The organism is Pseudotabrizicola formosa, assembly GCF_002900965.1.
GTDB classification, from domain to species: domain Bacteria; phylum Pseudomonadota; class Alphaproteobacteria; order Rhodobacterales; family Rhodobacteraceae; genus Pseudotabrizicola; species Pseudotabrizicola formosa.
Genome location: NZ_PJOM01000001.1, coordinates 550,902 through 573,124, shown reverse-complemented (window position 1 = coordinate 573,124; position 22,223 = coordinate 550,902). Strand labels below are relative to the sequence as shown.

Below are 22,223 nucleotides of genomic sequence, written 5' to 3'. Positions count from 1 at the left end.
TAAGGATCAGGCTGCGAACATCAGCAGGAGGGCGACGAGGAAGGCGAAGATGCCCAGAGCTTCGGCGAAGGCCAGACCGATGAACAGGGTCGCGGTCTGCGATGCGGCTGCCGACGGGTTGCGCAGAGCGCCAGCCAGATAGTTGGCGGCGACATTGCCCACGCCGACGGCTGCGATGCCTGCACCGATGGCTGCGATGCCGGCGCCGATGTATTTGCCGAGTGCGGCTGCTGCTGCGAGTTCCATGTGATGCTCCTTACGATGGAATTTGGATTTCTTTGAGAGTGTCGAGCGCGTGTCAGTGGGCCGGATGCAGCGCATCCTTGAGGTAGACACAGGTCAGGATGGTGAAGACATAGGCCTGGATCACGGCCACCAGCACTTCAAGCGCATAGATGGCGGTGATCGCAAGGATGGAAACCGGCGCGATCAAGGCGATGCCTGCGAAGGCCGCGAAAACCTTGACCACGGCATGGCCAGCGGTGATGTTGCCCGCAAGACGGATGGAATGGCTGACCGGCCGCACGAAATACGAGATGACTTCGATCACGGCGATGATCGGGCGCAAGAACAGCGGGGCCTCTTTCATCCAGAACATCCCGAGGAAGGATGCGCCATTCTTGACAAAGCCGATCACCGTGACGGCGATGAACACGCCAAAACCAAGCACGGCGGTGACCGCGATATGCGAGGTCGGCGCAAAGGCGGTCGGGATCAGGGCCAGCATGTTCGAGAAGAAGATGAACAGAAACAGCGTCATGATCCAGGGGAAATACTTCACCCCGTCATGGCCGGTTACATCCTCGACCATCTTGTAGATGAACCCATAGAACACTTCGGCCACAGATTGCAGCCGCGTCGGGATGACGGCACGGCCGCGCGTCCCCAGCACAAACAGGGCAACCACGCAGACGACGGCAAGCAGCATCCACAAGGTTGCGTTGGTCGGCGTGTACCACATCACCGGGCCGTCGCCGAACAGCGGCTTGACGATGAACTGGTCCATCGGGTGGAACACCAAGCCTGTTTCTTCCGCCACGTCAGTCATCCCTCTTTTCGGCTGCGTCCTGGGCCAGCCGGCGTTCCTGCACTTCATTGGCCGACCGCAGCATGGTTTTCACCCCCGCAGCCAGACCGAACCCGATGAACAGCACCAGGAATATCGGCATGGTCCCCAGCAGGGTATCCAGCCCGTATCCGATGCCGAAACCGATCAACAGACCGGCCACAAGCTCTATCACCATCCGCCAGGCGACCTGTGCCTGAGAATAGTCTTTCTTCATATGAGGCGTCGGTTCGCTTGCAGCCTTTGCCGCTGAAATCCGGGCCTCCAACGCCTTTAACCGGGCGCTATCGGACGGATCTTGCGGGTCGGACACCAGCCTTGCCCCCATGAAGATGGTTGCTGCGGTGCTAATGGCAGAGAAGGCCCGAGTCAAGCCGACATGCGGCAGGACAATATTATTTAAAATCAGATACTTATAATCCTAAGGGCTGTGCCGCGCCCGCCTTGCATCCCCTGAACCGGCCATGGTGGTATATTCAACTGATCAGTTGATTTTCAAAAGGCCGCCCGTCGCGGCGCAAAACCCTCAACCGGATGGTTGATCTTTTTACCAAAGCCTGCCCATGGTTTGGCCATGACCGATGCGCTTTCCCCCGATCTGCTGTCCAGGGTCTTTGCCGCCCTCGCCGACCCCACCCGGCGGGCGATCCTGGCGATGCTGCTGGAAGATGACATGGCGGTGACCGATGTGGCAGAGCCGTTCAGGATGAGCCTTGCGGCAATCTCGAAACATCTGACCGTATTGACAGATGCCGGTCTGATCAGCCGTGAAAAGCGCGGCCGGGTGATCTGGTGCAAGCTGGAACCGGATGCCCTGCGCGCGGCCTCGGTCTGGATGCAGGGGTTCGGCCAGTTCGAACCGGTCGATCTGGATGCGTTCGAGCGGTTTCTGGCCGGGGAATTGTCTGGTGACGGCGACGATGCCGACAGCGCCGGGGCGCTGCCCCGGAGCCCGGGACAGGTGCAGACCGAAAATGGCGGCGGTCAGGATGTGAACTGACGGGCGTGTGTCTTGCGCAACTCGGCCTTTTGCACCTTGCCCATGGTGTTGCGTGGCAATGTGTCGACCACCGCATACCCCTTGGGGTGTTTGAATTTGGCCAAGGAGGCGGCGACAGCGGCACGGACCTGATCAAGTTCCGGTGCCATAGCTTTTGTCCGGGCCAAGACGGCAAAGACGGCCTCGCCGAAATCGGGATGCGGCACGCCGATGACCGCGCTTTCGGCGATGCCGGGCAATGTGTCCAGCAACTCCTCGACTTCCTTGGGATAGACGTTGTAACCGCCCGTGATGATCAGATCCTTGGCGCGGCCGACGATGGTGACATAGCCATCAGGGTCGCGGGTGGCCAGATCGCCGGTGATGAACCAGCCATCGGGGCGCAGGTCTTCGGCGGTCTTGTTGGGCATCTGCCAATAGCCCTGAAACACATTGGGGCCGCGCACCTCGATCACGCCGACCTCGCCCGGTGCCACCTCCTGCCCATCGGCCATGATCCGCACCTCCACCCCCGGCAGGGCCATCCCCACCGTTCCCGCCCGACGCTCCCCGTCATAGGGGTTGGAGGTGTTCATGTTGGTTTCCGTCATGCCATAGCGTTCCAGAATACGCAGGCCGGTGCGGTCCTCGAACGCAATGTGGGTTTCTGACAACAGCGGGGCCGAGCCGGAGATGAACAGCCGCATATGCCCGACCAGATCGCGCGTCAGGCGCGGGTCGTCCAGCAGGCGGGTGTAGAAGGTGGGCACCCCCATCATCGCGGTGGATTTCGGCAGGGCCGCAATCACCGCCTCTGTGTCAAATCCGGGCAGGAACACCATTTGTCCCCCGGTCAGCAGGCTGACATTCGATGCGACAAACAGCCCGTGGGTGTGAAAGATCGGCAGCGCATGCAGCAGCACATCCGCATCGGTAAAGCGCCACAGCTCGGCCAGCACCCGGGCATTGGACAGCAGATTGTCATGGCTGAGCATCGCCCCCTTGGACCGGCCCGTGGTGCCAGAGGTGTAAAGGATCGCTGCCAGATCTGCACCGGACCGGTCCACCGGCGCAAAGGCGGCCTCCTGCCGCGCGGCCAGATCCATCAGACTGCCGCTGCCGTGACCGGACAAGCCCATAAACCGCGCACCATGTGTGGCACACAACGGGTCCAGTGCGGCCGCCTGCGCCGGGTCGCCGACAAAGACCCGAGGCGTGGCATTGCCGATGAAATAATCCAGTTCCGCCGCCGTATAGCCGGTGTTCAGCGGCAAAAACACCGCCCCCGCCGCGACAGTGGCCCCATAGAGCGCAAGGGCTTCGGGCGATTTCGCCACCTGCACCGCGACCCGGTCACCCGGTTGCACCCCAAGCGCCACCAGCGCGCCGGCCAGCCGCGCCACCAGCACGGCAAAGGCAGACGCAGAGATCTGGCTGCCGTCCGCAAGATGCAGCAAGGGCCGGTCTTGCCCGGCAAGTGGCGCGAACACTCTGTCAAACAAGGTATTGGGCATGGCGGTCCTCCGGGCCATGTTGTGGCATTGCCGCCGGATTGGCTCAAGCCCAATGGGCATGGCGGGCGGCGCTTTGTGACAATTTTGGGCTGCCAGAGTTTACCCGCCAAAATGCCTTGCCTTGGGCCACAGCCCGCCGTGATTTTGCCGCAAGCCCCAGTAACCTTGTCATCAGCGGGGATAACACATCACTTCAGGAGCCGGATATGACCTACGCCCTTACGCTGTTTCAAAAATTCGGCTTTTTTGCCCCAAAGGCCAACGATGATGACTTCTTTTACCATCGCCTGACGCGCATTGGCACGCGCGATGCACGGCGCGAAGTGCGGGCCACGCTCTTTATCAGAACTCCGGTGTAACGCCCGGCAGGCGCAGCTCGCGCATCAGGTCGCGCACTTCCTGCCGTGCCGCGATGTTCGAGATGTTCAGCTGGTCAACGCCGGTATCCTTGAGATCCAGCAAGGTGATCCCGCGCGGAAACAGCTCGCGGAAGATCACCCTCTCGGAAAACCCGGGCGAGACGCGAAACCCGATGCGCTTGGACAGTTCTTCCAGCGCGGCACCGACCTTCTTTTTGTTATGCATCTGCTGCGCACCCAGACGGTTGCGCAGCACGATCCAGTCGATCGGCTTCAGCCCCGCCTGTGCCCGCAACTGGCGGGCATTCCAGACCATTTCGGAATAGATCGACGGTCCCTTGACCTTGCCGGTTTCCGGATCGGTCCGCGCCAGCAGGTCAAAGTCGATGAAACTGTCATTCAGCGGCGTGATCAGCGTGTCGGCCAGCGAATGGGCCACCTGTGACAGCCGGGTATGGCTGCCGGGGCAATCGATGATGATGAAATCCGACACCGGGTCGAGGGCGGCCACGGCCGCCGACAAGCGGGCGTCAAACGGATTTTCGCCGGGGGCAAGCGTGGATTCGTCCACCTCGGGAAGGTCGCGGTAATCGGGGGTGGGCAGGTTCAGCCCGCTGCGGGCAAGATAGGCGCGGCGGTTCTCGACATAGCGGCCAAAGGATTTCTGCCGCAGGTCAAGATCCAGCCCGCCGACGCGGAAGCCTTGCCGCACAAGGGCAGTGGCCACATGCATGCAGGTGGTCGATTTGCCCGACCCGCCCTTTTCGTTGCCCACGACGATGATATGCGCCATGCCTTGCCCCTTTGCCACAGTCTGTCCGCTCTTTTAGGCGGGTTGCCGCCCAAGGGGAAGCGCGAAGGCAAACCCGGCGCGGTCAGGATCATTGCTTTCTGAACCTGTGGCGTCAGAACATGAAAAAGCCCCGCAAAAGCGGGGCTGTTCCATCATACGAAAGGTCGGGATCAGAAGCCCAGACCAGCGTATTTGTTCTTGAACTTCGACACACGGCCGCCGGTGTCCATCAGCTTGGCGTTGCCACCGGTCCAGGCCGGGTGCGCCAGCGGATCGATGTCGAGCGCCAGGCTGTCGCCGTCTTTGCCATAGGTCGAACGGGTCTGATAGGTCGAACCGTCGGTCATCTTCACGGTGATGAAGTGATAGTCGGGGTGAATGCCTTCTTTCATCGGTCCGATCCTTATTCAGATTTCGGTTTATAGGTCGTATCTTCCGAGATACGTGCCGATTTCCCGCGGCGCGTGCGCAGGTAATACAGCTTGGCGCGACGGACTTTGCCGCGACGCACCACATCGATGGAGTCGATGTTGGTCGAATACAGCGGGAACACGCGTTCCACGCCTTCGCCGAACGAGATCTTGCGCACGGTGAAGGATGCCGAGATGGTCGCGCCGCCCTGACGGGCAATGCAGACGCCTTCGTAGTTCTGGATACGCGAGCGGCTGCCTTCGGTCACTTTGAAACCGACGCGGACAGTGTCCCCGGCCTTGAAATCCGGGATGGTCTTGCCAAGCGCAGCAATCTGCTCGGCTTCGAGTTGGGCGATCAGGTTCATGCCTGGTCCTTTCGCAACCTGCGGTGGGTCCGCAGAGGTGATGCCGTGCCTCAGAGCTCTTGGTCTTCACCGGGTCCCCATCGCATGCGATGAGCCCGCCAGAGATCAGGCCAGCTTTTCCATAGCAACCGCCCTGTCGGCCAGCGCACCGGGGAAGAAACCCGGGATAAGGCAAACAGGAATCGGGTCCGACGGACCATTCCGGTCCCGGACAGGCGCGTATAGGGGCAATCATGGCAACCGGTCAAGTGGCACAGGCTTGCACCCTGCGGCATTTGCGCAGAAAAGAACCCCGCAATGGAGATTCCCGAACACATGGACAAAACCGCCGGGGGAAGCGCGCTGAAAGGCGTGCTGTTCGTCATGAGTGCCGTCTTCCTGTTCGCCGCTGGCGACACGTTGACCAAATATCTGGTCGAGCGCTACCCCATCGCCTTTGTCCAGACCGGGCGCTATCTGGTGAACGTCGTGCTGCTGATGCTGTTCATGATGCCGCGGCATGGATTTGGCCTGTGGCAGGCGCAGCGCAGGAGCTGGGTGGTGACCCGAGGCATCATTCTGGCGCTGGCCTCGCTTACCATGGGTCTTGCGCTGCAGCGGATGCCGGTGGGCGAAACGGTGGCGATCATCTATCTGGCCCCGATTCTGGTGATGCTGCTGTCAGGACCGCTGTTGCAGGAAAAGGTCCATCCTGCGGCCTGGTTTGGCGCGGTTCTGGCCTTTGGGGGCGTCATTCTGGTCATGCGTCCGGGGGGCGGGCTCGACACCTGGGGGGTGATCTTTGCGCTGATGAACGCCGCCCTGTCGACGGCCTATCACCTGATGACGCGGGTTCTGGCCCGGACGGAATCGACGATGTCGATGCTGTTTCATGTCGCCGTGGCCGGGCTGGTGATCTTTTGTGTCATGGCCGTGCAATCGCTGCCCGCCACAATGCCGCCCCTGTCAGACCTGGCGCTGATCGGGGCCTTGGGGGTGGTGGCGACGGCCGGGCATTTCCTGTTCACCATGGCCTATCGTCAGGCCCCGCCCGCCTTGCTTGCCCCGGTGAATTACATGCATCTGGTCTGGGCCGGGCTACTGGGCTGGCTGGCCTTTGACCATGTGCCTGCCCCGCTCAGCCTGCTGGGCATGGCCATGGTGCTGGCGGCCGGGGTTGCGGTGGCCATCAGGGCCGGGCGCACGCGTTAACCGCGGGTCTTGCGCGCCCAAAGGTCGGGCCTGCGCTCTGCTGTGAGGGCTTCGGCCTCTGCGCGGCGCCATTTGGCAATCTTGGCATGGTCACCCGACAGAAGCACCGGCGGAATTTCCCGTCCCTCCCAGACCGGGGGGCGCGTGTAATGCGGATGCTCCAGCAACCCGTTGGAATGGCTTTCCTCTTCGATGCTTTCGGCATTGCCCAGCACCCCGGGCAACAGCCGTACCGTGGCATCCAGAATGGCCTGCGCCGCGATCTCGCCGCCGGTCAGCACGAAATCCCCCAAGGACACCTCTTCCACCGCATGGTGATCCAGCACCCGCTGATCCACGCCTTCAAAGCGCCCGCACAACAGCGTCAGCCCGTCACAGCCCGCAAAGCGCCGCGCCATCGCCTGATCAAACGGCGTGCCGCGTGGCGACAGGTACACCACGGGCCAGCGGGCGCGGTCGGGATTCGCCCCCGCGCTTGCCTGGGTAATGGCTGCGTCCACCACATCGGCGCGCAGCACCATGCCGGCCCCGCCTCCGGCTGGCGTGTCATCCACATTGCGATGCTTGCCGATGCCGAAGCTGCGCAGATCATAGGTTTCGAGCCGCCACAGCCCCAGATCCATCGCCTTGCCGGTCAGGGACTGTTCCAACACCCCCGGAAAGGCCTGCGGAAACAGGGTGATGACCCGCGCAAGCCAGGCACCGCGCACCGCGCGGGCATCGTCGAACAGATCGCGCGGGCGCAGCACCGGTTTGGCCGACAGCCGCCCGTGCGACCGGGATGGCGCACGCGACAGGGCCGCCTCATCGGGAAGCTCGTCAGACATGCGCTACTCCAGCCCCTCGGGCAGATCCGCCACGATGCGCCGTGCGGCCAGATCGACCGTCGGCACCGCCGCCTTGGTGAAGGGGATCAGAAGGGGCTGCTTGCGGGTCGGTGCATAGACCTCCAGCAGGTCGCCCGCGCCATGATTGTGCACGGCCCGCAGCGCCCCCAGCAACACGCCTCCGGTGTCATAGACCTCCAGACCGATCAGGTCGGAGTGGTAGAATTCATCATCCGGCAAAGACGGCAGACGCGCCCGGTCGACATAGAGATCGGTGCCACGCAGCGCGTCCGCCTGATCCTTGGTCGCCACACCCGCAATCCGCGCGCCAAGCCCGCCCGCCACCGGCCGGGTCAGCTTCACGTCGAAACTGCGGCTGCCATCCGCGGTGTAGAGCGGCCCGTAGGCCGCAATCGCCTCGGGTTCGGCGCAAAAGGATTTCAGCCGCACCTCGCCCTGAACGCCAAAGGCCCCTGCAATAGAGCCGACACAGATCCGGTCATTCGTCATGGCAAAGACACCCCTGTGCTGCAAAATCCGCGCGGATCAAACGATCCCCCCGCATCCAGACAGGCCGTCTGGCTCTGGATGCGGGAAACATTCATGCCGGCCCAGAACGCCGCCCCGCACAGGGCAAGCGTGATGGACCGGCGCACCAGGCCAAGGCCGGGGATCATCAGGCCGATTATTCTTCGGCTGGGGCTTCGGCGCGAGCGGCCTTTTTGGCAGCGCGTTCTGCCATCTGCTTGCCGGGCACCGCTGCTTTCGGGTTGTTGCGGACCTTCTTGTCCAGCACGCCGGCGGCTTCGAGGAAACGGGTCACGCGATCGGTCGGCTGCGCGCCGGTTGCCATCAGTTCCTTGATCCGGTCGATGTTCATGACAACGCGCTTTTCGTCGTCCTTGTTCAGCATCGGGTCATAAACGCCCAGCTTTTCCAGAAAACGGCCATCGCGCGGGTTGCGCGAGTCGGTCAGAACGATCGAGTAGTGCGGGCGCTTTTTCGAACCGCCGCGTGCCAGACGAATTTTAACAGCCATGGGTAGTCTCCTTAAGGTTTGTCGCTTGGGTAGGGCGGGGTTCACCCCGCCTTCCCGGGTTACTTTTGCAGTTTCTCGTGATGCCTGATGACTTCGGAAATGATGAAGGTCAGGAATTTCTTGGCAAATTCCGGGTCCAGATCGGCGTCTTGCGCCAATTGTTCCAGACGCGAAATCTGGCGCGCCTCACGCGACGGATCGCTTGGCGGCAGCTCGTGCTCGGCCTTCAGCCGCCCCACCGCCTGCGTGTGCTTGAACCGCTCGGCCAGCGTATAGACCAGAATGGCATCCAGCCGGTCGATCGACTGGCGATGCTCTTTGAGCACCTCGGCGGCGCGTGTGGCAGTTGCGGCGTCAGTCATAGAGTCCCCCTCGCATGGCGCCAAACCTGATCTTCCGGGTCCGGGCGGGGTGCCGCCGCATCACGCTCGGCCCCCAATCGCTGTGCCACACGGATCGATGCGGCATTGTCTGCGTCGATGTAGCTGACCAGCGACGACAGAGGCAGGCTGGCAAAGGCCCAGTCGCGCAGCGCGCCCGCCGCCTCGGTCGCATAGCCCTGGCCTTCGTGCCCGTGATAGACCTGCCAACCCAGTTCAACCTCGGGAAATTTCGGTCCGCCATTCAGGCTGACCTGCCCCACGGTTTTTCCGCTGGCCGTCAGATCCATCATCAGCGCGCCATGGCCCAGCAGCGCCCATTGCGCGACATCATGGCAAAACCAGAACCACGCCCCCGCCGCATCCCTCGGCCCGCCCATATAGACAACCCGGTCCGACGCCCAGAACGCCGCATAGGCCGGGAAATCGGCCATGACAGGGGGACGCAGGGTCAGGCGCTGGGTATGCAGCACGGGCGGGGTCATTTCTTCTTCATCAGCCCCGACAGGCCCGATGGCAGGCTCATGCCACGCGGCATGCCGGGAAACCCGCCCTGCCCCATCGACTCTTTCATGCCCTTGGCAGCAGCTTCCAGCTCGGCGGGCGACATCTTGGACGGGTCGGGCATGCCGCCCTTGCCCATCATCTGCTTGATGGCCTGCTTCATGCCGCCACCCTTGCCCATCTTCTTCATCATCTCGGCCATCTGCTTGTGCTGTTTCAGCAGACGGTTCAGCTCTGACACTTCCAGCCCCGCGCCTGCCGCGATCCGCTTCTTGCGGCTGGCGGCCAGCAGGTCGGGGTTGGCGCGTTCCTTCTTGGTCATCGAGTTGATCAGCGCCACCTGACGGCGCAGCATCTTGTCGTCAAAGCCAGCCTCTTCGGCCTGCTTTGCCATCTTGCCCATGCCCGGCAGCATGCCCATCAGACCCTGCATGCCGCCCATCTTCTGCATCTGCTCCAGCTGGCCCTTGAGGTCGTTCATGTTGAACAATCCCTTGGAGAACCGCCGCGCCATGCGCTCGGCCTGTTCGGCCTCAAACGTTTCCTGCGCGCGTTCGACCAGCGCGACGATGTCGCCCATGCCAAGGATGCGGCCCGCGACGCGCTCGGCCTCGAAGGTCTCCAGCGCATCCATCTTCTCGCCAAGGCCGACGAAACGGATCGGCTTGCCGGTCACCGCCCGCATCGACAGAGCCGCACCGCCACGCCCGTCGCCATCCATCCGCGTGAGGACCACGCCGGAAATGCCGACCTTGCCATCAAACTCGGCGGCCACGTTCACCGCGTCCTGACCGGTCAGGCCATCGACAACCAGCAGCGTTTCGCGCGGCTGGGCGATGTCGCGCACCGCCTGCACTTCATCCATCAGCACTTCGTCAATGTGCAACCGGCCCGCGGTATCGAGGAACAGCACATCATAGCCGCCCATCGCGGCCTGCGTTTTCGCACGCCGCGCGATCTGCACCGCTGACTCACCCTTGACGATCGGCAGGCTGTCCACGCCGACCTGCCCCGCCAGAATGGCCAGTTGCTCCATCGCCGCCGGGCGGTTGGTGTCGAGCGAGGCCAAGAGCACCCGCTTGCCATTGCGGTCCTTCAACCGCTTGGCCAGCTTGGCGGTGGTGGTGGTTTTCCCCGAGCCTTGCAGACCGACCATCAGGATGGCGGCAGGCGGGTTGTCGATCTTCAGCGCGTCCGCAGGTTCATCCCCCGCCAGCACCCGGATCAGCTCATCATGGACGATCTTGACGACCATCTGCCCCGGGGTGATCGACTTCGTCACCGCCGACCCGGTCGCCTTCTCCTGCACCCGCTTGATGAAATCGCGCGCCACCGGCAGCGATACATCGGCCTCCAGCAGCGCCACCCGCACTTCGCGCAGGGCGGCAATCACATCGGCCTCGGACAGCGCGCCCTGTTTGGTCAGGCGATCAAAGACGCTGCCAAGGCGGTCTGAAAGGCTCTCGAACATGGTCGTCTCCCGCAAAGGGCGTTACAGCAATGACCAAGGGCACCTGCGGGCGCAACGCGCTGGCAGATGGCGATCCCGGCAAAGCCAAGGGACCGGAAGCGACAGCCTCCGGGGAATTCCCCGCCTGATAGGCCGCATGACGGCGCGAGTCAAGCCATCGCCCGGCAGCGGCCAGAGCCCGAAGCCAAACCGCGGGGCCGGCCCCTGGAATAAAGCTGGCGAGGGGCGCTCTGCACAAGATTATTTCTTTACAGTACAAAAGTTTGACGCCACCTTGTGCACCAATGCACAGCATTGACCCATCTTTATCCGCCTGCAAGAAGAGAGCCCGACCATGGCACAACCGGCCTGGGATGAAATCAGAACCGCGTTTCAGGTGGCCCGTCTGGGCACGGTGTCCGGTGCGGCCGAGGTGTTGGGCGTGCATCATGCGACCGTCATCCGCCACATCGACGCCTTGGAACGCACCCTTGGCACACGGCTGTTTCAGCGCCACGCCCGCGGCTACACCCCCACCGAGGCAGGCCGCGACCTGCTGATCGTGGCACAAACCACCGAAGAGCAGTTTGCCCAGCTGTCCAGCCGCATCAAGGGACAGGGCGAAGCGGTCGCGGGGGAGCTGACTGTCACCTCGATCTCCGGCATCGCTGATCTGCTGGTCCCGGTGCTTGCCTCGTTTCAGGAACAGTATCCGCTGGTGCAGGTGCGGTTCCTGACCGATATGCGGGTGTTCCGGCTGGATTATGGCGAGGCCCATGTTGCCATCCGTGCCGGGGCCGCCCCGGAAGAACCAGACAATGTGGCGCAGCCGCTGACGCATATCCGGACGGGGCTTTACGCGTCGAAATCTTATGTTGCGCGGCATGGCCAGCCAAAGGACGAATCCGAATTTGCCAACCACCGCTTTGTCTGCGTCGACAACGAGGCCAATCGCGCGCCATTCTACCGTTGGCTGCGCAGCACGGTACCTGCCAGTGCCATCAGCTTCCGGGGAACAGAACCGGCCGCCATCGAAGAAGCCGTGCATCAGGGCACGGGCATCGGCTTTGTGGCAGCCTACAAACAGAAAGTCGCCGAAAACCTGATAGAGATCCTGCCGCCCCGCCCGGAATGGGATGCGCCGCTGTGGATCGTCACCCATGTGGACCTGCACCGCACCCGCAAGGTACAGGCGTTCCTGACGCATCTGAAGGAAGCCGCCAAATCCTGGCCCGTCTGAAACAGTGCCTGTGGCCTGCACAAGCCCTGTCGGATGACGGCAGCACGCATAAAGTTTGAAAAATCCGGCGCCACGCCCGCAAGGCCCTGCCACATTCCTGCCACAATCCGGCCCGAGTCTCAGACCAGCAGAGACAGGGGAATAGGATGGCAGTTGTTTTCGCGCTTGCGGGGGGAATGGTCGGTTTTTGGGTCGCGCTTGTGTCGCTTGTCGTCTTTGACTCGGGGGCGCTGACCGCGCTGGCCATCTGGTCTGGCGTCGGAATTGCAAGTCTGGTGTTTGGCCTCGCTCTCATCCTGCGCCGCGACGCGGCAGCCTCGACAAAGCCGATGACCGCTGACGCCAGCGCCGCCTGACCTTGGACGGGACGCCCCCCGCCCTGTGCATCGCCTGCGCAAATATTCTTGCCTTTTTGCCTGTCCGACCTCATATTTTATTGGCGACGTTAACTATTTCGACCACTGTCTTCGCCTCACGGCCACAGCAATCGACGATCAGCTGACTGCGCCGGGCCGCCGCAATCCCGCGGGCGGCGTTACTACGGGAGACTTCACGATGGCCAAGGGCACCGTGAAATGGTTCAATGAAACAAAGGGCTACGGCTTCATCGCCCCTGAGGGTGGCAAGAAAGACGTCTTCGTCCACATCACCGCGCTGGAACGTGCCGGTCTGCGTGGCCTGAAAGATGGCCAGGCCGTGACCTTCGACATCGAAGCCGGCCGCGACGGGCGTGAATCCGCAACCAATCTGTCGCTGTCCTGATCTGCATCTGCGCGCAGCGCAGAGCGGAAAACGGACGACACGGATCGCTGACGGACTGGGGCGCACCTTTGGCTGCGCCCTTTTTCCTGGCTTCTTTCTCTCTCTCTCTCTCTCTCTCTCTCTTGCGCCCCTCGCCCCTCGCAAAACATCCGCAGGGGCCACACCAGCCGCCAAGGGCTGCTGCGCGGGAAATCTCTTGTGACACGTCGCGACGCAGGTCACAGTTGCGCCATGCCAGAACCCATGCACAGCCCCATCACCCTGCCGGAGTATCAGCGCCTGATCGACGCCGAAACCTGGGCCTTCATCCGCCAGACCGAGGCCGCCTATCCGCCGGACACCGCCGCGCTCTCCATCGCGGATCAGCGCCACATTTACGACACAATGTGCCAGGGCTTTCACAACGGTCATCCCCCTGGCGTGACCGCGCAGGATGAAGACGTGGCAGGGGTGCGCTGCCGCCGCTATCAGGGCCGGGCTCCGGCTGTGATCTATTTCCATGGCGGCGGCTTTGTCGTGGGCGGGCTGGAGAGCCATGATGATGTCTGCGCCGAGATTTGCGCCGCAACCGGGCTTTCGGTGCTGGCTGTCGATTACCGCCTGTGTCCCGAACACCCGCACCCCGCCGCCTTTGAAGATTGCCTCGCGGTCGCCCGCGCCACGCCGGGGCCCATCCTGCTGGCCGGGGACAGCGCCGGAGGCGCGCTTGCGGCTGCGGTCGCGGCGGCCCTGTCCGACCCGCGCGTATTGGGGCAGGTGCTGATCTATCCCGGCCTTGGCGGGCGCGGGGCCAGTTACCAGCGCCATGCGCAGGCCCCGATGCTGACGGCCGATGATGTCGCGTTCTATGCCCGCATCCGGGGCGCAGACCGCAACGACCCTACGGCGGCACCGCTGATGGCCAGCGATTTCTCTGGCCTGCCCCCCACGCTTGCCCTTGCGGCGGAATGTGACCCGCTGGCCGATGATGCCGCCGCCTATGCCGCCCGCATCACCGCCGCTGGCGGGAAGGCCGTTGCCATCACCGACCTCGGCCTTGTCCACGGCCACCTGCGCGCCCGCCACACTGTCGCCCGCGCCCGGGCCAGCTTTGCCCGCGTCACCGATACCCTGTCCGCCATGGCCAAAGGCCAATGGCACCCCGGAGATATGTCATGAAAGATCTGCCCAACCAGACCCATTGGACCGCCCGGACCGACCTGGCCGCAGCCTTCCGCTGGACCGCCCGGCTGAACATGCACGAGGCCGTCGCCAACCATTTCAGCCTGGCGGTCAGCGACGATGGCACCCGCTTTCTGATCAACCCCGCCGGGCGCCATTTCAGCCGGATCACCGCCAGCAGCCTGATCGAGATTGACGCGAACGACCCCGGCACCCTGAACCGGCCTGATGCGCCCGATCCCACCGCCTGGGGCCTGCATGGCAGCCTGCACCGCGCCTGTCCGCATGCCCGCTGTGCGATGCATGTCCATTCGATCCACGCCACGGTGCTGGCCAGCCTGAAGGACAGCCGCCTGCCCGCCATCGATCAGACGACGGCAATGTTCCACAACAGAACCGTCGTCGACGACCACTACGGCGGCATGGCCTTTGAAGAGGAGGCGGCGCGCTGCGTGCAGCTTTTGTCCGACCCGAAGATCACCACGCTGATCATGGGCAATCACGGCGTCTTGGTCGTCGGGGCGACCGTGGCCGAAACCTTCAACCGGCTGTATTACTTCGAACGCGCGGCCGAAACCTATATCCGCGCCCTGCAAACCGGCCAGCCGCTCCGCATCCTGCCGGACGAGATCGCCGAGAAAACCGCCCGGGAATGGGAAACCTATCCCGGCTATGCCGAAGACCACCTGCGCGAGATCAGGGCCATTCTTGACGCAGAGGCCCCCGGCTACGCCAACTGACCCGACGCGTCAGGATCGACGGGGCAAGGCGCAACTGGTCCGCCATCAGCCTTCCAGAGCGCCGGCGCGCGCCTCAGTTTCCGGCAGCTTCCATTTTGCGGCTGTCGAGCACGCCTTCCAGCCAGCCCATCTTCATCTCGGGAACCGAGGACAGCAAAAGCTCGGTATAATCATCAAATGGCGGGGTCAGCACATCGGTCTTCGTGCCATAGCGCCGCACCTCGCCGCGGTACATCACCGCGATCCGGTCGGCAATCGCGCGCACCGTGGCAAGGTCATGGGTGATGAACAGATAGGCCACCCCCTCTGCCGCCTGCAGGGCCAGCAGCAGTTTCAGGATGCCATCCGCGACCAACGGGTCCAGCGCCGAGGTCACCTCATCACAGATGATCAGCTTCGGCTTGGCCGCCAGCGCGCGGGCGATGCAGACCCTTTGCTTCTGCCCGCCCGACAGTTCCGCCGGATAGCGGTCGATGAATCCCTTGCCCATCTCGATCTGCTCCAGCAGATCCTGAATGCGCTTGCGCTTTGCCTCGCCCTTCAGGCCAAAGTAGAACTCCAGCGGCCGCCCGATGATGGTGCCCACGGTCTGGCGCGGGTTCATCGCCGTATCGGCCATCTGATAGATCATCTGCACCTCGCGCAGATCATCGCGGGTCCGCGCCGCCAGATCCGGCGCAAGGTCGCGTCCGGCAAAGCGGATGCGCCCCTGCGCTGGCGGCAACAACCCGGTGATCACCCGCGCCAGCGTCGATTTGCCCGATCCGCTTTCGCCGACCACGGCCAGGGTCTGCCCGGCGGGCAGATCCAGCGTGATGGCCTTGAGCACATCGAAATTCGTGCCCTTGTAGCGCGCCGTGACAGACTGAATCTCCAGAACCGCCGGTGCATCGGGCTTTTCGACATGCTCGATGGACCGCACCGATACCAGCGCCTTGGTATAGGCCTCCTTCGGCGCGGTGATGATCTGCTCGGTCGCGCCATATTCGATCCGCTTGCCGTGGCGCAGCACCAGAATGTCATCGGCCACCTGCGCCACCACCGCCAGATCATGGGTGATATACAGCGCCGCCACCCCGGTGTCGCGGATCGCCTCCTTGATCGCGGCCAGCACCTCGATCTGGGTGGTCACATCCAGCGCCGTTGTCGGCTCGTCAAAGATCACAAGGTCAGGCTTGGGGCAGAGCGCCATCGCCGTCATCGCCCGCTGCAACTGCCCGCCCGACACCTGATGCGGATAGCGTTGGCCGAAACGCTCCGGCTCCGGCAGGCCAAGCCGGGCAAAGAGCATCACCGCCCGCGCTTCTGCCTCCGCCCGCCCCATCACATCATGCGCCAGACAGGTCTCGATCACCTGATCCATCAGCTTGATCGCCGGGTTGAACGCCGCTGCCGCCGATTGCGCGACATATGTCACCTCGCGCCCGCGCAGGGCGCGCAGCGCCCGCGCATCGGCCAGCCGGATATCGCGCCCGTTCAGCGTGATCGTCCCGCCGGTCAACCGCACCCCGCCCCGGCCATAGGCCATCGAAGACAGGCCGATGGTGGACTTCCCCGCGCCGGATTCGCCGATCAGCCCCAGCACCTTCCCCTTTTCGACCGAAACCGAGACATCATCCACCAGCACCACATCGCGTGGGGCCTCGCCGGGCGGATAAGAGGTGGCCTCGATCCGCAGATTGCGGATTTGCAACAGTGCGTCACTCATGCCCCATCCTCCAAGAACTCTGCGCCTCTTTCATTATCTGTTCTCAAATATCCCACGGGGGTTGCCCGTTGGTTCCGCCATTGGTTCAAGAAACCAACGGGCTGGGGGGGTGTGAACCCCCCCGGCATCTTCAGCAAAACCAGACGCCCGGTCATCCGCGCCCGCCTTTCAGGCTTGTGGTGCGCGACAGCACCCAATCGGCCACCAGATTGACCGAAATCGCCAGCGCCGCGATGGCAAAGGCCGGGATCAGCGCGGCCGGAATGCCATAGACCAGCCCCGAGGCGTTTTCCTTCACGATCCCACCCCAGTCCGCCAGGGGTGGCTGCACGCCAAGGCCGAGGAACGACAGGGTCGAGATGAACAGCACCGCAAAGATGAACCGCAGTCCCAGTTCTGCCACCAAGGGCGACAGCGCATTGGGCAGGATCTCGCGAAAGATGATCCAGGCCCAGCCCTCGCCGCGCAGGCGTGCGGCTTCGACATAATCCATCACCGTGATGTCCACCGCCACGGCGCGGGCCAGACGGAACACCCGCGTCGCATCCAGCAGCCCCATCACCACGATCAGCACCGTCAGCGTCACCGGCAGCACCGACAGGATCACCAGCGCCAGGATCAGCGACGGAATCGCCATCATCAGATCGACCATCCGGCTCAAGCCCTGATCAACCCAGCCCCCGGCCACCGCCGCGGAAAACCCCAGCACCGACCCCAGGGTAAAGCTCAGGATCGTCGCGGCAGAGGCAACGAAGATGGTGGTCTGCCCGCCATAGATCATCCGGCTCAGCAGATCACGGCCAATGGCATCGGTGCCGAACCAATGGGCCGATGATGCAGGATCCCAGACCCCACCGACAATTTCAGCCATGCCATACGGGGCAACCAGAGGCGCGAAGATCGCGGCCAGAAAGAAGGCCCCCGTAAAGACCATCCCGATCAAGGCGGAAATCGGTATCCTCATTTCGGGTGCCTCAACCTTGGGTTGGCAAGGATGGAAATCACATCCGCCAGAATGTTCAGCCCGATATAGACGGCGGCAAAGATCAGCCCCACCGCCTGCACCACCGGCAGGTCGCGTTTGGCCACATGGTCCACCAGATACTGCCCCATGCCGGGATAGACAAAGACCACCTCGACCACGACCACACCCACCACCAGATAGGCAAGGTTCAGCATCACCACATTGACCACCGGAGCGATGGCATTCGGAAAGGCATGGCGCCAGATCACCTGCATCGGCGACAGGCCCTTCAGCTCGGCCGTTTCGATATAGGCCGATTGCATCACGTTCAGGATCGCCGCCCGCGTCATCCGCATCATATGGGCGAGCACCACCAGCACCAGCACGATCACCGGCAAGATCACCGCGTTCAGCCGGTCCATCATCCCCATGCCGGGAAACACCATGGCGACCGAAGGGAACAGCTGCCATTTCACCGCAAGGAAATACAGCACCAGATAGCCCACCACGAATTCCGGCAGGCTGATCGCCGACAGCGTCGCCCCTGAAATCAGCTTGTCCGGCCAGCGCCCGTTATAGCGCGCCGCCACCAGCCCCAGAAGGATCGCCAGCGGCACCGAGATCACCGCCGCCCAGGCGGCCAGAAACAGCGTATTGCCCAGCCGCTGGCCGATGGCCGAGGCAATATCGGTCCCGTTGGAAATAGAGGTGCCCAGGTCACCGGTCAGCACCCCGCCCAGCCACTGGAAATAGCGGGTCAGCGGCGGCTGATCCAACCCCATTTCGGCGCGCAGATTGGCCAGCGCCTGCGGGGTCGCCGACTGCCCCAGAATGGCCTGCGCCGTATCCCCGGGCAGCGCCGCCACGCCCAGGAAAATCACCGCCGACACCGCCAGCAGCAAAAGCAGGCCCAGCGCAACGCGCTGGACCACCAGAGTCAAAACCGGATGCACGCGCGGCCGTCCTTATGCCAGCCAGCAACGAACATGGGCGCGGCCGTTCATCAGCTCGTGCACCGGGTCTTCTTCCCAGCCTTGAACCTCGTCGCGGATCGCCTCGACAAAGTCGTTGAACATCGGCAGGATCAGGCCACCCTCGTCGCGCACCATCCGGGCCATTTCCGAATAGGTTGCCTTGCGGGTCTCGTCGTTCAGCTCTGCCCGCGCCGCCAGAAGCAGCTCGTCAAACTTGGCGTTCTTGAACCTTGTGTCGTTCCAGTCGGCAGTGGACAGATAGGCCGTGGAATACATCTGATCCTGCACCGGGCGACCGCCCCAATAGCTGGCGCAGAACGGTTCCACATTCCAGACATTCGACCAATAGCCGTCATCGGGCTCGCGCTGGATTTCCAGCGGAATGCCGGCGGCATTCGCCGATTGCTGGAACAGCTGAGCAGCCTCGACCGCGCCGGGGAAGGCACCTGCCGCCACACGCAGCACGATCGGGCTGCCGTCATGGCCGGATTTCGCATAGTGATCCGCCGCCGCCGCCGGGTCAAATTCCCGCTGCGGAATGGTGTCGTCAAACAAAGGATAGCCCGCGTTGATCGGGAAGTCGTTGCCGATGCTGCCCAGACCGCCCAAAATCTTGTCCACCATCTCCTGCCGGTTGACCGACAGCTTCAGCGCCATCCGCAGATCGTTGTTGTCGAACGGGGCCTTGTCGCAATGCATGATGAACACATAATGCCCGCGCGACGGCACGTTCTTGACCTGCACCCCCGGCGCACGCTTCAACAGTTCGGCAATCTTGGGGTCCACCCGGTTGATCATGTGAACCTGACCCGATTGCAGCGCGCCGGTCCGGGCCGTGCCATCGTTGATCACCAGAATCTCGACCTGATCGGCATGGCCAATCTCCGGGTCCCAATAATTCGCGAATTTCTCGAACCCGTGGCGGATGCCCGGCTCATGCACCACCACCTTGTAGGGGCCTGCACCCACACCTTCGGTCGGGTTGTCCACACCGCCATTGGGCTGAATGACAAGGTGATAATCGGCCAGCAGGAAAGGCAGGTCGGCATTTCCGCTGGCCAGTTTCAGCGTCACCATATCGCCACTGGCCGACATCTCGCTGATGCCCTGGACAATGCCCAGCGCACCGGACTGTGACTTTTCGTCAGTATGCCGCCGCAGGGTGGCCACGACATCCTCTGCCGTCACGGTCTTGCCGTTCTGAAATTCCACGCCCTGACGGATCTTGAACTGCCATTCGGTCGCATCGGAATTGGCGCTGACCTCTTCGGCAAGCCGCATCTGCAGCGCGCCGTCCGCGCCGACGTTCACCAGCATTTCCCCCCAGCTCATATTGATGGCAAAGGGCACCGGCGACGCGGCAAGCGCCGGATCAAGGCTGTTGGTCGACTCGCCGCCCTGCATCCCCATGCGGATCAGCCCGCCCTTTTTGGGCTGGGCATGTGCGGCTTTGGTGAACAGCGCCGAGGCAAGCCCGGCGGACACCCCCAGTGCAGTGGTGCGCCCCACGAAGTCGCGGCGCGACATGCGGCCTGCCTTTGCGGCAGCAATCATACGGTCAAGCTGGTCGGTCATTCTGGTCATCTCCCTGAATGGCTGCGGTTAACCCCGCGCCGGTTTTGTTGACTGGTGAGTCAATAGAAACGGGTGTTTTGCCACGGGGCAACGATTCGTGCCCCGTGATCGTGATTTTTTCAGACAAAGCGTCGCGGCACCTTTTCGTTGAATTCGCGTGAAAAGATCACGTTGTCGCCCTCCCAGGCGGTCAGCCTGGCCTGCATGTGCAAATGCGACATGTCAGAGGTCATCACCGCCTTCGCCTCGGTCCTCACGCGCCAATCGCCGCGCGACAACCGCTGTTCCCAGACATGGGTGGCCTGTGCCGACAACGGATCATCCGGATGAATTTCCCAGCGTTCCGTCAATGTCTCGCCGGTGCACAGCCCATGGGTCAGGTTCTCGACATCGCCGCTGTCCTCCACCACGCACAACCTTCGCGTGCCGGTGATCATGTCGGTCTCGACATGGCGCGATGACCTCCCCTTGCGCAGCACCCGGTGTGCCCAAGCCGGGGCCGCTTCCGGCTCTGGCGGCTGCCAACCGGTGCCGCCCTGATGCAGCGGCAGGGTCAAGCTGCCTTGGGTGATCGTCAGCCTGCCTTGCGCGGGCGATGGCCAGACAAAGGGCCAATACGCATTCGACAGCGCCAGCCGCAAGCGGTGGCCGGGGGCCAGTTGGTAGGCCATCTGGTCCAGATCAAATTCCACCTCCTGCGCCTCTCCCGGCGCCATCGGCTCCGGGTGTTCCCGGCTGTTCCGGTGGCACAGGTTCAGCATGCCATGCGCAATCCGGACCGAACGGCCATCGGGTGCCACATCGCACAGCCGCGCCACCACAAAGCCCAGCGGCTGGTCAGACCTCAGCCGCAACCGCAGCCGCGCCGCGCCCAAAAGCGCGAGCGGGGCCTCCAGCACATCGCCGTCAAAGCACAGGCTTTGCGCATCATCCTCCTGCTGGTCGCCGGGCATTTCGGCATTCAGACCCATCGGAAAAAACTCTCCCGCCGACAGCCCAAGATGTTGCGATGATGACACAATCCTGGAAAGAGCGGCCCCTTGACCTTGACCCAGATAGGCCACCCCCGCGTCCGGTTCGCGCCCCGGCAACAGGGTCAGAACCCGCTCGGAGACCGTGCGGCTCGGCCAGTCGGCCTCCGCCACCCAATGCCCGGCCCGGTGCCGGGCGCTCGCATCAGGGGGCGCGGAATGCAGCATATAGGCCCGCATTGCCGGATCTGCCTCGGCCCCGTTCTCGATCCCTTTCAACCACCGGTCCCACCAGCGCACCGCCTCTTGCAAAAACCCGATCGCAGGCCCCGGCACTGCCGTATGCGGGTACTGATGCACCCAAGGCCCGACGATGCCCTTAGCCCCCGCATGGCGCACCAGCGCATCGACCGTGTTCATGTAATTGTCCGCCCAACCGCCGATCGACAGCACCGGCACCTGAATCCGGGCGAAATCTTCGCAGACAGACCCGTGTTTCCAATAGTCATCCCGCGCCTGATGCGCCGCCCAGCGCGGTGCCAGCCATGGCTCCGCCTCCAGCCGCGCCAGCCAGTCCGCCCGCCAGTCCGGCCGCAGCACCGGGTCCGGCGGACGGCTGGAAAAGGACAGCATCACCGCCCCCCAGCCAAAATTCTCGCCCAACAGACACCCCCCCTTGAAATGGATGTCATCGGCAAAGCGATCGGTCGTTGAACAGACCGAGATCACCGCCTTCAGCGCAGGCGGCTGCAGGAACGCGGTCTGCAGACAGTTGAACCCGCCCCAGCTTTTGCCCATCATCCCCACCGCGCCCGAGCACCACGGCTGCGCCGCCAGCCAGGCAATCACATCGCAGGCATCCTGCAATTCCTGCGCCGTGTATTCATCGGCCATCAGCCCTTCGCTGTCGCCATTCCCGCGCATATCCACGCGGACAGAGGCATAGCCATGCCCTGCCACATAGGGGTGCATCAGCTCATCGCGCGGCAGGGTGCCGTCACGCTTGCGATAGGGGATGTATTCCAGCACCGCCGGAACCGGCGCGCGCTCGGCCCCCTCCGGCATCCAGACCCGCGCCGAAAGCCGCGTGCCATCCGGCATCTCGATCCCCATATCCTCAAATTCGACAATGTTTTGAGGAAACTTATTAACTGTTTTCATGCGATTTCCCTTGATGGCGCATTTGGCCTGCAGCTGTCGCAAGCGTTCAAGACAGGGTCAGACATGCGCAACACCGTTGTGCCCAGA

Annotated in this window: 27 protein-coding genes; 8 read left to right on the top strand and 19 right to left on the bottom strand. The window is 63.4% G+C overall.

Features of this window, described 5'->3' with window-relative positions; all coding sequences use genetic code 11:
• Window positions 1-6 precede the first annotated feature (6 nt).
• From CXR43_RS02890 to CXR43_RS02880, 3 genes are read right to left on the bottom strand one after another with little or no spacing between them, the layout of a single operon-like run.
• Window positions 7-246 (bottom strand): F0F1 ATP synthase subunit C, encoded by a 240-nt coding sequence (locus tag CXR43_RS02890; RefSeq protein WP_103332512.1) that lies wholly within the window; start codon window positions 244-246, stop codon window positions 7-9.
• Between the two features lie 52 nt (window positions 247-298).
• Window positions 299-1,048, bottom strand: coding sequence for a F0F1 ATP synthase subunit A (locus tag CXR43_RS02885; RefSeq protein ID WP_103332511.1), 750 nt, complete (start codon window positions 1,046-1,048; stop codon window positions 299-301).
• On the bottom strand, window positions 1,041-1,394 hold the full coding sequence (locus tag CXR43_RS02880) for an AtpZ/AtpI family protein (protein WP_103332510.1): 354 nt from the start codon (window positions 1,392-1,394) through the stop codon (window positions 1,041-1,043). Before CXR43_RS02880 ends, CXR43_RS02885 begins: the two co-directional genes overlap by 8 nt.
• Window positions 1,395-1,640: 246 nt before the next feature.
• Between CXR43_RS02880 and CXR43_RS02875 the strand changes: the two genes are divergently transcribed.
• Complete coding sequence (locus tag CXR43_RS02875) at window positions 1,641-2,066, top strand: ArsR/SmtB family transcription factor (RefSeq protein WP_103332509.1); 426 nt, start codon at window positions 1,641-1,643, stop codon at window positions 2,064-2,066.
• Here CXR43_RS02875 and CXR43_RS02870 read toward each other — a convergent pair.
• Entirely contained in the window at window positions 2,051-3,559 is a 1,509-nt protein-coding gene (locus CXR43_RS02870; RefSeq protein ID WP_103332508.1) for a malonate--CoA ligase, read from the bottom strand. The two genes, CXR43_RS02875 and CXR43_RS02870, sit on opposite strands and share 16 nt — an antisense overlap.
• Window positions 3,560-3,765: 206 nt before the next feature.
• On the opposite strand from CXR43_RS02870, the gene CXR43_RS17820 reads away from it, so the two are divergent.
• Window positions 3,766-3,918 (top strand): hypothetical protein, encoded by a 153-nt coding sequence (locus tag CXR43_RS17820; protein ID WP_168219726.1) that lies wholly within the window; start codon window positions 3,766-3,768, stop codon window positions 3,916-3,918.
• Here CXR43_RS17820 and CXR43_RS02860 read toward each other — a convergent pair.
• The 3 genes from CXR43_RS02860 to rplS form a co-directional block, all read right to left on the bottom strand.
• Complete coding sequence (locus CXR43_RS02860) at window positions 3,902-4,711, bottom strand: division plane positioning ATPase MipZ (protein WP_103332506.1); 810 nt, start codon at window positions 4,709-4,711, stop codon at window positions 3,902-3,904. The genes CXR43_RS17820 and CXR43_RS02860 overlap by 17 nt on opposite strands.
• 170 nt (window positions 4,712-4,881) lie before the next feature.
• A complete protein-coding gene (gene rpmE / locus CXR43_RS02855) occupies window positions 4,882-5,103 on the bottom strand; it encodes a 50S ribosomal protein L31 (protein ID WP_103332505.1) in 222 nt (73 codons plus the stop codon).
• 11 nt (window positions 5,104-5,114) lie between these two features.
• The gene (gene rplS / locus CXR43_RS02850; protein WP_103332504.1) at window positions 5,115-5,489 is read right to left on the bottom strand and encodes a 50S ribosomal protein L19; all 375 of its coding nucleotides are present in this window, start codon (window positions 5,487-5,489) and stop codon (window positions 5,115-5,117) included.
• Window positions 5,490-5,786: 297 nt separating this feature from the next.
• On the opposite strand from rplS, the gene CXR43_RS02845 reads away from it, so the two are divergent.
• Window positions 5,787-6,680 (top strand): DMT family transporter, encoded by an 894-nt coding sequence (locus tag CXR43_RS02845; protein WP_210402049.1) that lies wholly within the window; start codon window positions 5,787-5,789, stop codon window positions 6,678-6,680.
• Here CXR43_RS02845 and trmD read toward each other — a convergent pair.
• From trmD to ffh, 7 genes are read right to left on the bottom strand one after another with little or no spacing between them, the layout of a single operon-like run.
• Window positions 6,677-7,507 (bottom strand): tRNA (guanosine(37)-N1)-methyltransferase TrmD, encoded by an 831-nt coding sequence (gene trmD, locus CXR43_RS02840; RefSeq protein WP_103332503.1) that lies wholly within the window; start codon window positions 7,505-7,507, stop codon window positions 6,677-6,679. The genes CXR43_RS02845 and trmD overlap by 4 nt on opposite strands.
• A gap of 3 nt (window positions 7,508-7,510) precedes the next feature.
• The gene (rimM, locus tag CXR43_RS02835) at window positions 7,511-8,017 is read right to left on the bottom strand and encodes a ribosome maturation factor RimM (protein ID WP_103332502.1); all 507 of its coding nucleotides are present in this window, start codon (window positions 8,015-8,017) and stop codon (window positions 7,511-7,513) included.
• Window positions 8,014-8,184, bottom strand: a complete 171-nt coding sequence (locus tag CXR43_RS17815; protein WP_168219725.1) for a hypothetical protein — start codon at window positions 8,182-8,184, stop codon at window positions 8,014-8,016. The genes rimM and CXR43_RS17815 overlap by 4 nt, the downstream gene beginning before the upstream one ends.
• Before the next feature lie 8 nt (window positions 8,185-8,192).
• Window positions 8,193-8,546, bottom strand: coding sequence for a 30S ribosomal protein S16 (rpsP, locus tag CXR43_RS02830; protein WP_103332501.1), 354 nt, complete (start codon window positions 8,544-8,546; stop codon window positions 8,193-8,195).
• Between the two features lie 59 nt (window positions 8,547-8,605).
• Window positions 8,606-8,908, bottom strand: a complete 303-nt coding sequence (locus CXR43_RS02825; protein WP_103332500.1) for a chorismate mutase — start codon at window positions 8,906-8,908, stop codon at window positions 8,606-8,608.
• A complete protein-coding gene (locus CXR43_RS02820) occupies window positions 8,905-9,411 on the bottom strand; it encodes a GNAT family N-acetyltransferase (RefSeq protein WP_103332499.1) in 507 nt (168 codons plus the stop codon). Before CXR43_RS02820 ends, CXR43_RS02825 begins: the two co-directional genes overlap by 4 nt.
• Window positions 9,408-10,901, bottom strand: coding sequence for a signal recognition particle protein (gene ffh, locus CXR43_RS02815; RefSeq protein WP_103332498.1), 1,494 nt, complete (start codon window positions 10,899-10,901; stop codon window positions 9,408-9,410). The genes CXR43_RS02820 and ffh overlap by 4 nt, the downstream gene beginning before the upstream one ends.
• Before the next feature lie 334 nt (window positions 10,902-11,235).
• Between ffh and CXR43_RS02810 the strand changes: the two genes are divergently transcribed.
• From CXR43_RS02810 to CXR43_RS02790, 5 genes are all read left to right on the top strand, one after another.
• Entirely contained in the window at window positions 11,236-12,120 is an 885-nt protein-coding gene (locus CXR43_RS02810) for a LysR family transcriptional regulator (RefSeq protein WP_103332497.1), read from the top strand.
• Window positions 12,121-12,266: 146 nt separating this feature from the next.
• The gene (locus CXR43_RS02805; RefSeq protein WP_146036457.1) at window positions 12,267-12,476 is read left to right on the top strand and encodes a hypothetical protein; all 210 of its coding nucleotides are present in this window, start codon (window positions 12,267-12,269) and stop codon (window positions 12,474-12,476) included.
• A 199-nt stretch (window positions 12,477-12,675) separates the two neighbouring features.
• Entirely contained in the window at window positions 12,676-12,882 is a 207-nt protein-coding gene (locus tag CXR43_RS02800; RefSeq protein ID WP_100197370.1) for a cold-shock protein, read from the top strand.
• 231 nt (window positions 12,883-13,113) lie between these two features.
• A complete protein-coding gene (locus CXR43_RS02795; protein ID WP_246831256.1) occupies window positions 13,114-14,040 on the top strand; it encodes an alpha/beta hydrolase fold domain-containing protein in 927 nt (308 codons plus the stop codon).
• Window positions 14,037-14,783: a class II aldolase and adducin N-terminal domain-containing protein gene (locus CXR43_RS02790; protein ID WP_103332495.1), complete on the top strand. Its 747-nt coding sequence runs from the start codon at window positions 14,037-14,039 to the stop codon at window positions 14,781-14,783. Before CXR43_RS02795 ends, CXR43_RS02790 begins: the two co-directional genes overlap by 4 nt.
• A gap of 73 nt (window positions 14,784-14,856) precedes the next feature.
• Here the strand turns inward: CXR43_RS02790 and CXR43_RS02785 are convergent, their stop codons facing one another.
• From CXR43_RS02785 to CXR43_RS02765, 5 genes are all read right to left on the bottom strand, one after another.
• Window positions 14,857-16,491: an ABC transporter ATP-binding protein gene (locus CXR43_RS02785; RefSeq protein ID WP_103332494.1), complete on the bottom strand. Its 1,635-nt coding sequence runs from the start codon at window positions 16,489-16,491 to the stop codon at window positions 14,857-14,859.
• A gap of 151 nt (window positions 16,492-16,642) precedes the next feature.
• On the bottom strand, window positions 16,643-17,455 hold the full coding sequence (locus CXR43_RS02780; protein WP_103332493.1) for an ABC transporter permease: 813 nt from the start codon (window positions 17,453-17,455) through the stop codon (window positions 16,643-16,645).
• Window positions 17,452-18,408, bottom strand: coding sequence for an ABC transporter permease (locus CXR43_RS02775; RefSeq protein WP_103332492.1), 957 nt, complete (start codon window positions 18,406-18,408; stop codon window positions 17,452-17,454). Before CXR43_RS02775 ends, CXR43_RS02780 begins: the two co-directional genes overlap by 4 nt.
• A 12-nt stretch (window positions 18,409-18,420) precedes the next feature.
• Window positions 18,421-20,004, bottom strand: a complete 1,584-nt coding sequence (locus tag CXR43_RS02770) for an ABC transporter substrate-binding protein (RefSeq protein ID WP_103332491.1) — start codon at window positions 20,002-20,004, stop codon at window positions 18,421-18,423.
• Between the two features lie 119 nt (window positions 20,005-20,123).
• Complete coding sequence (locus CXR43_RS02765; RefSeq protein WP_103332788.1) at window positions 20,124-22,136, bottom strand: CocE/NonD family hydrolase; 2,013 nt, start codon at window positions 22,134-22,136, stop codon at window positions 20,124-20,126.
• Window positions 22,137-22,223 lie beyond the last annotated feature (87 nt).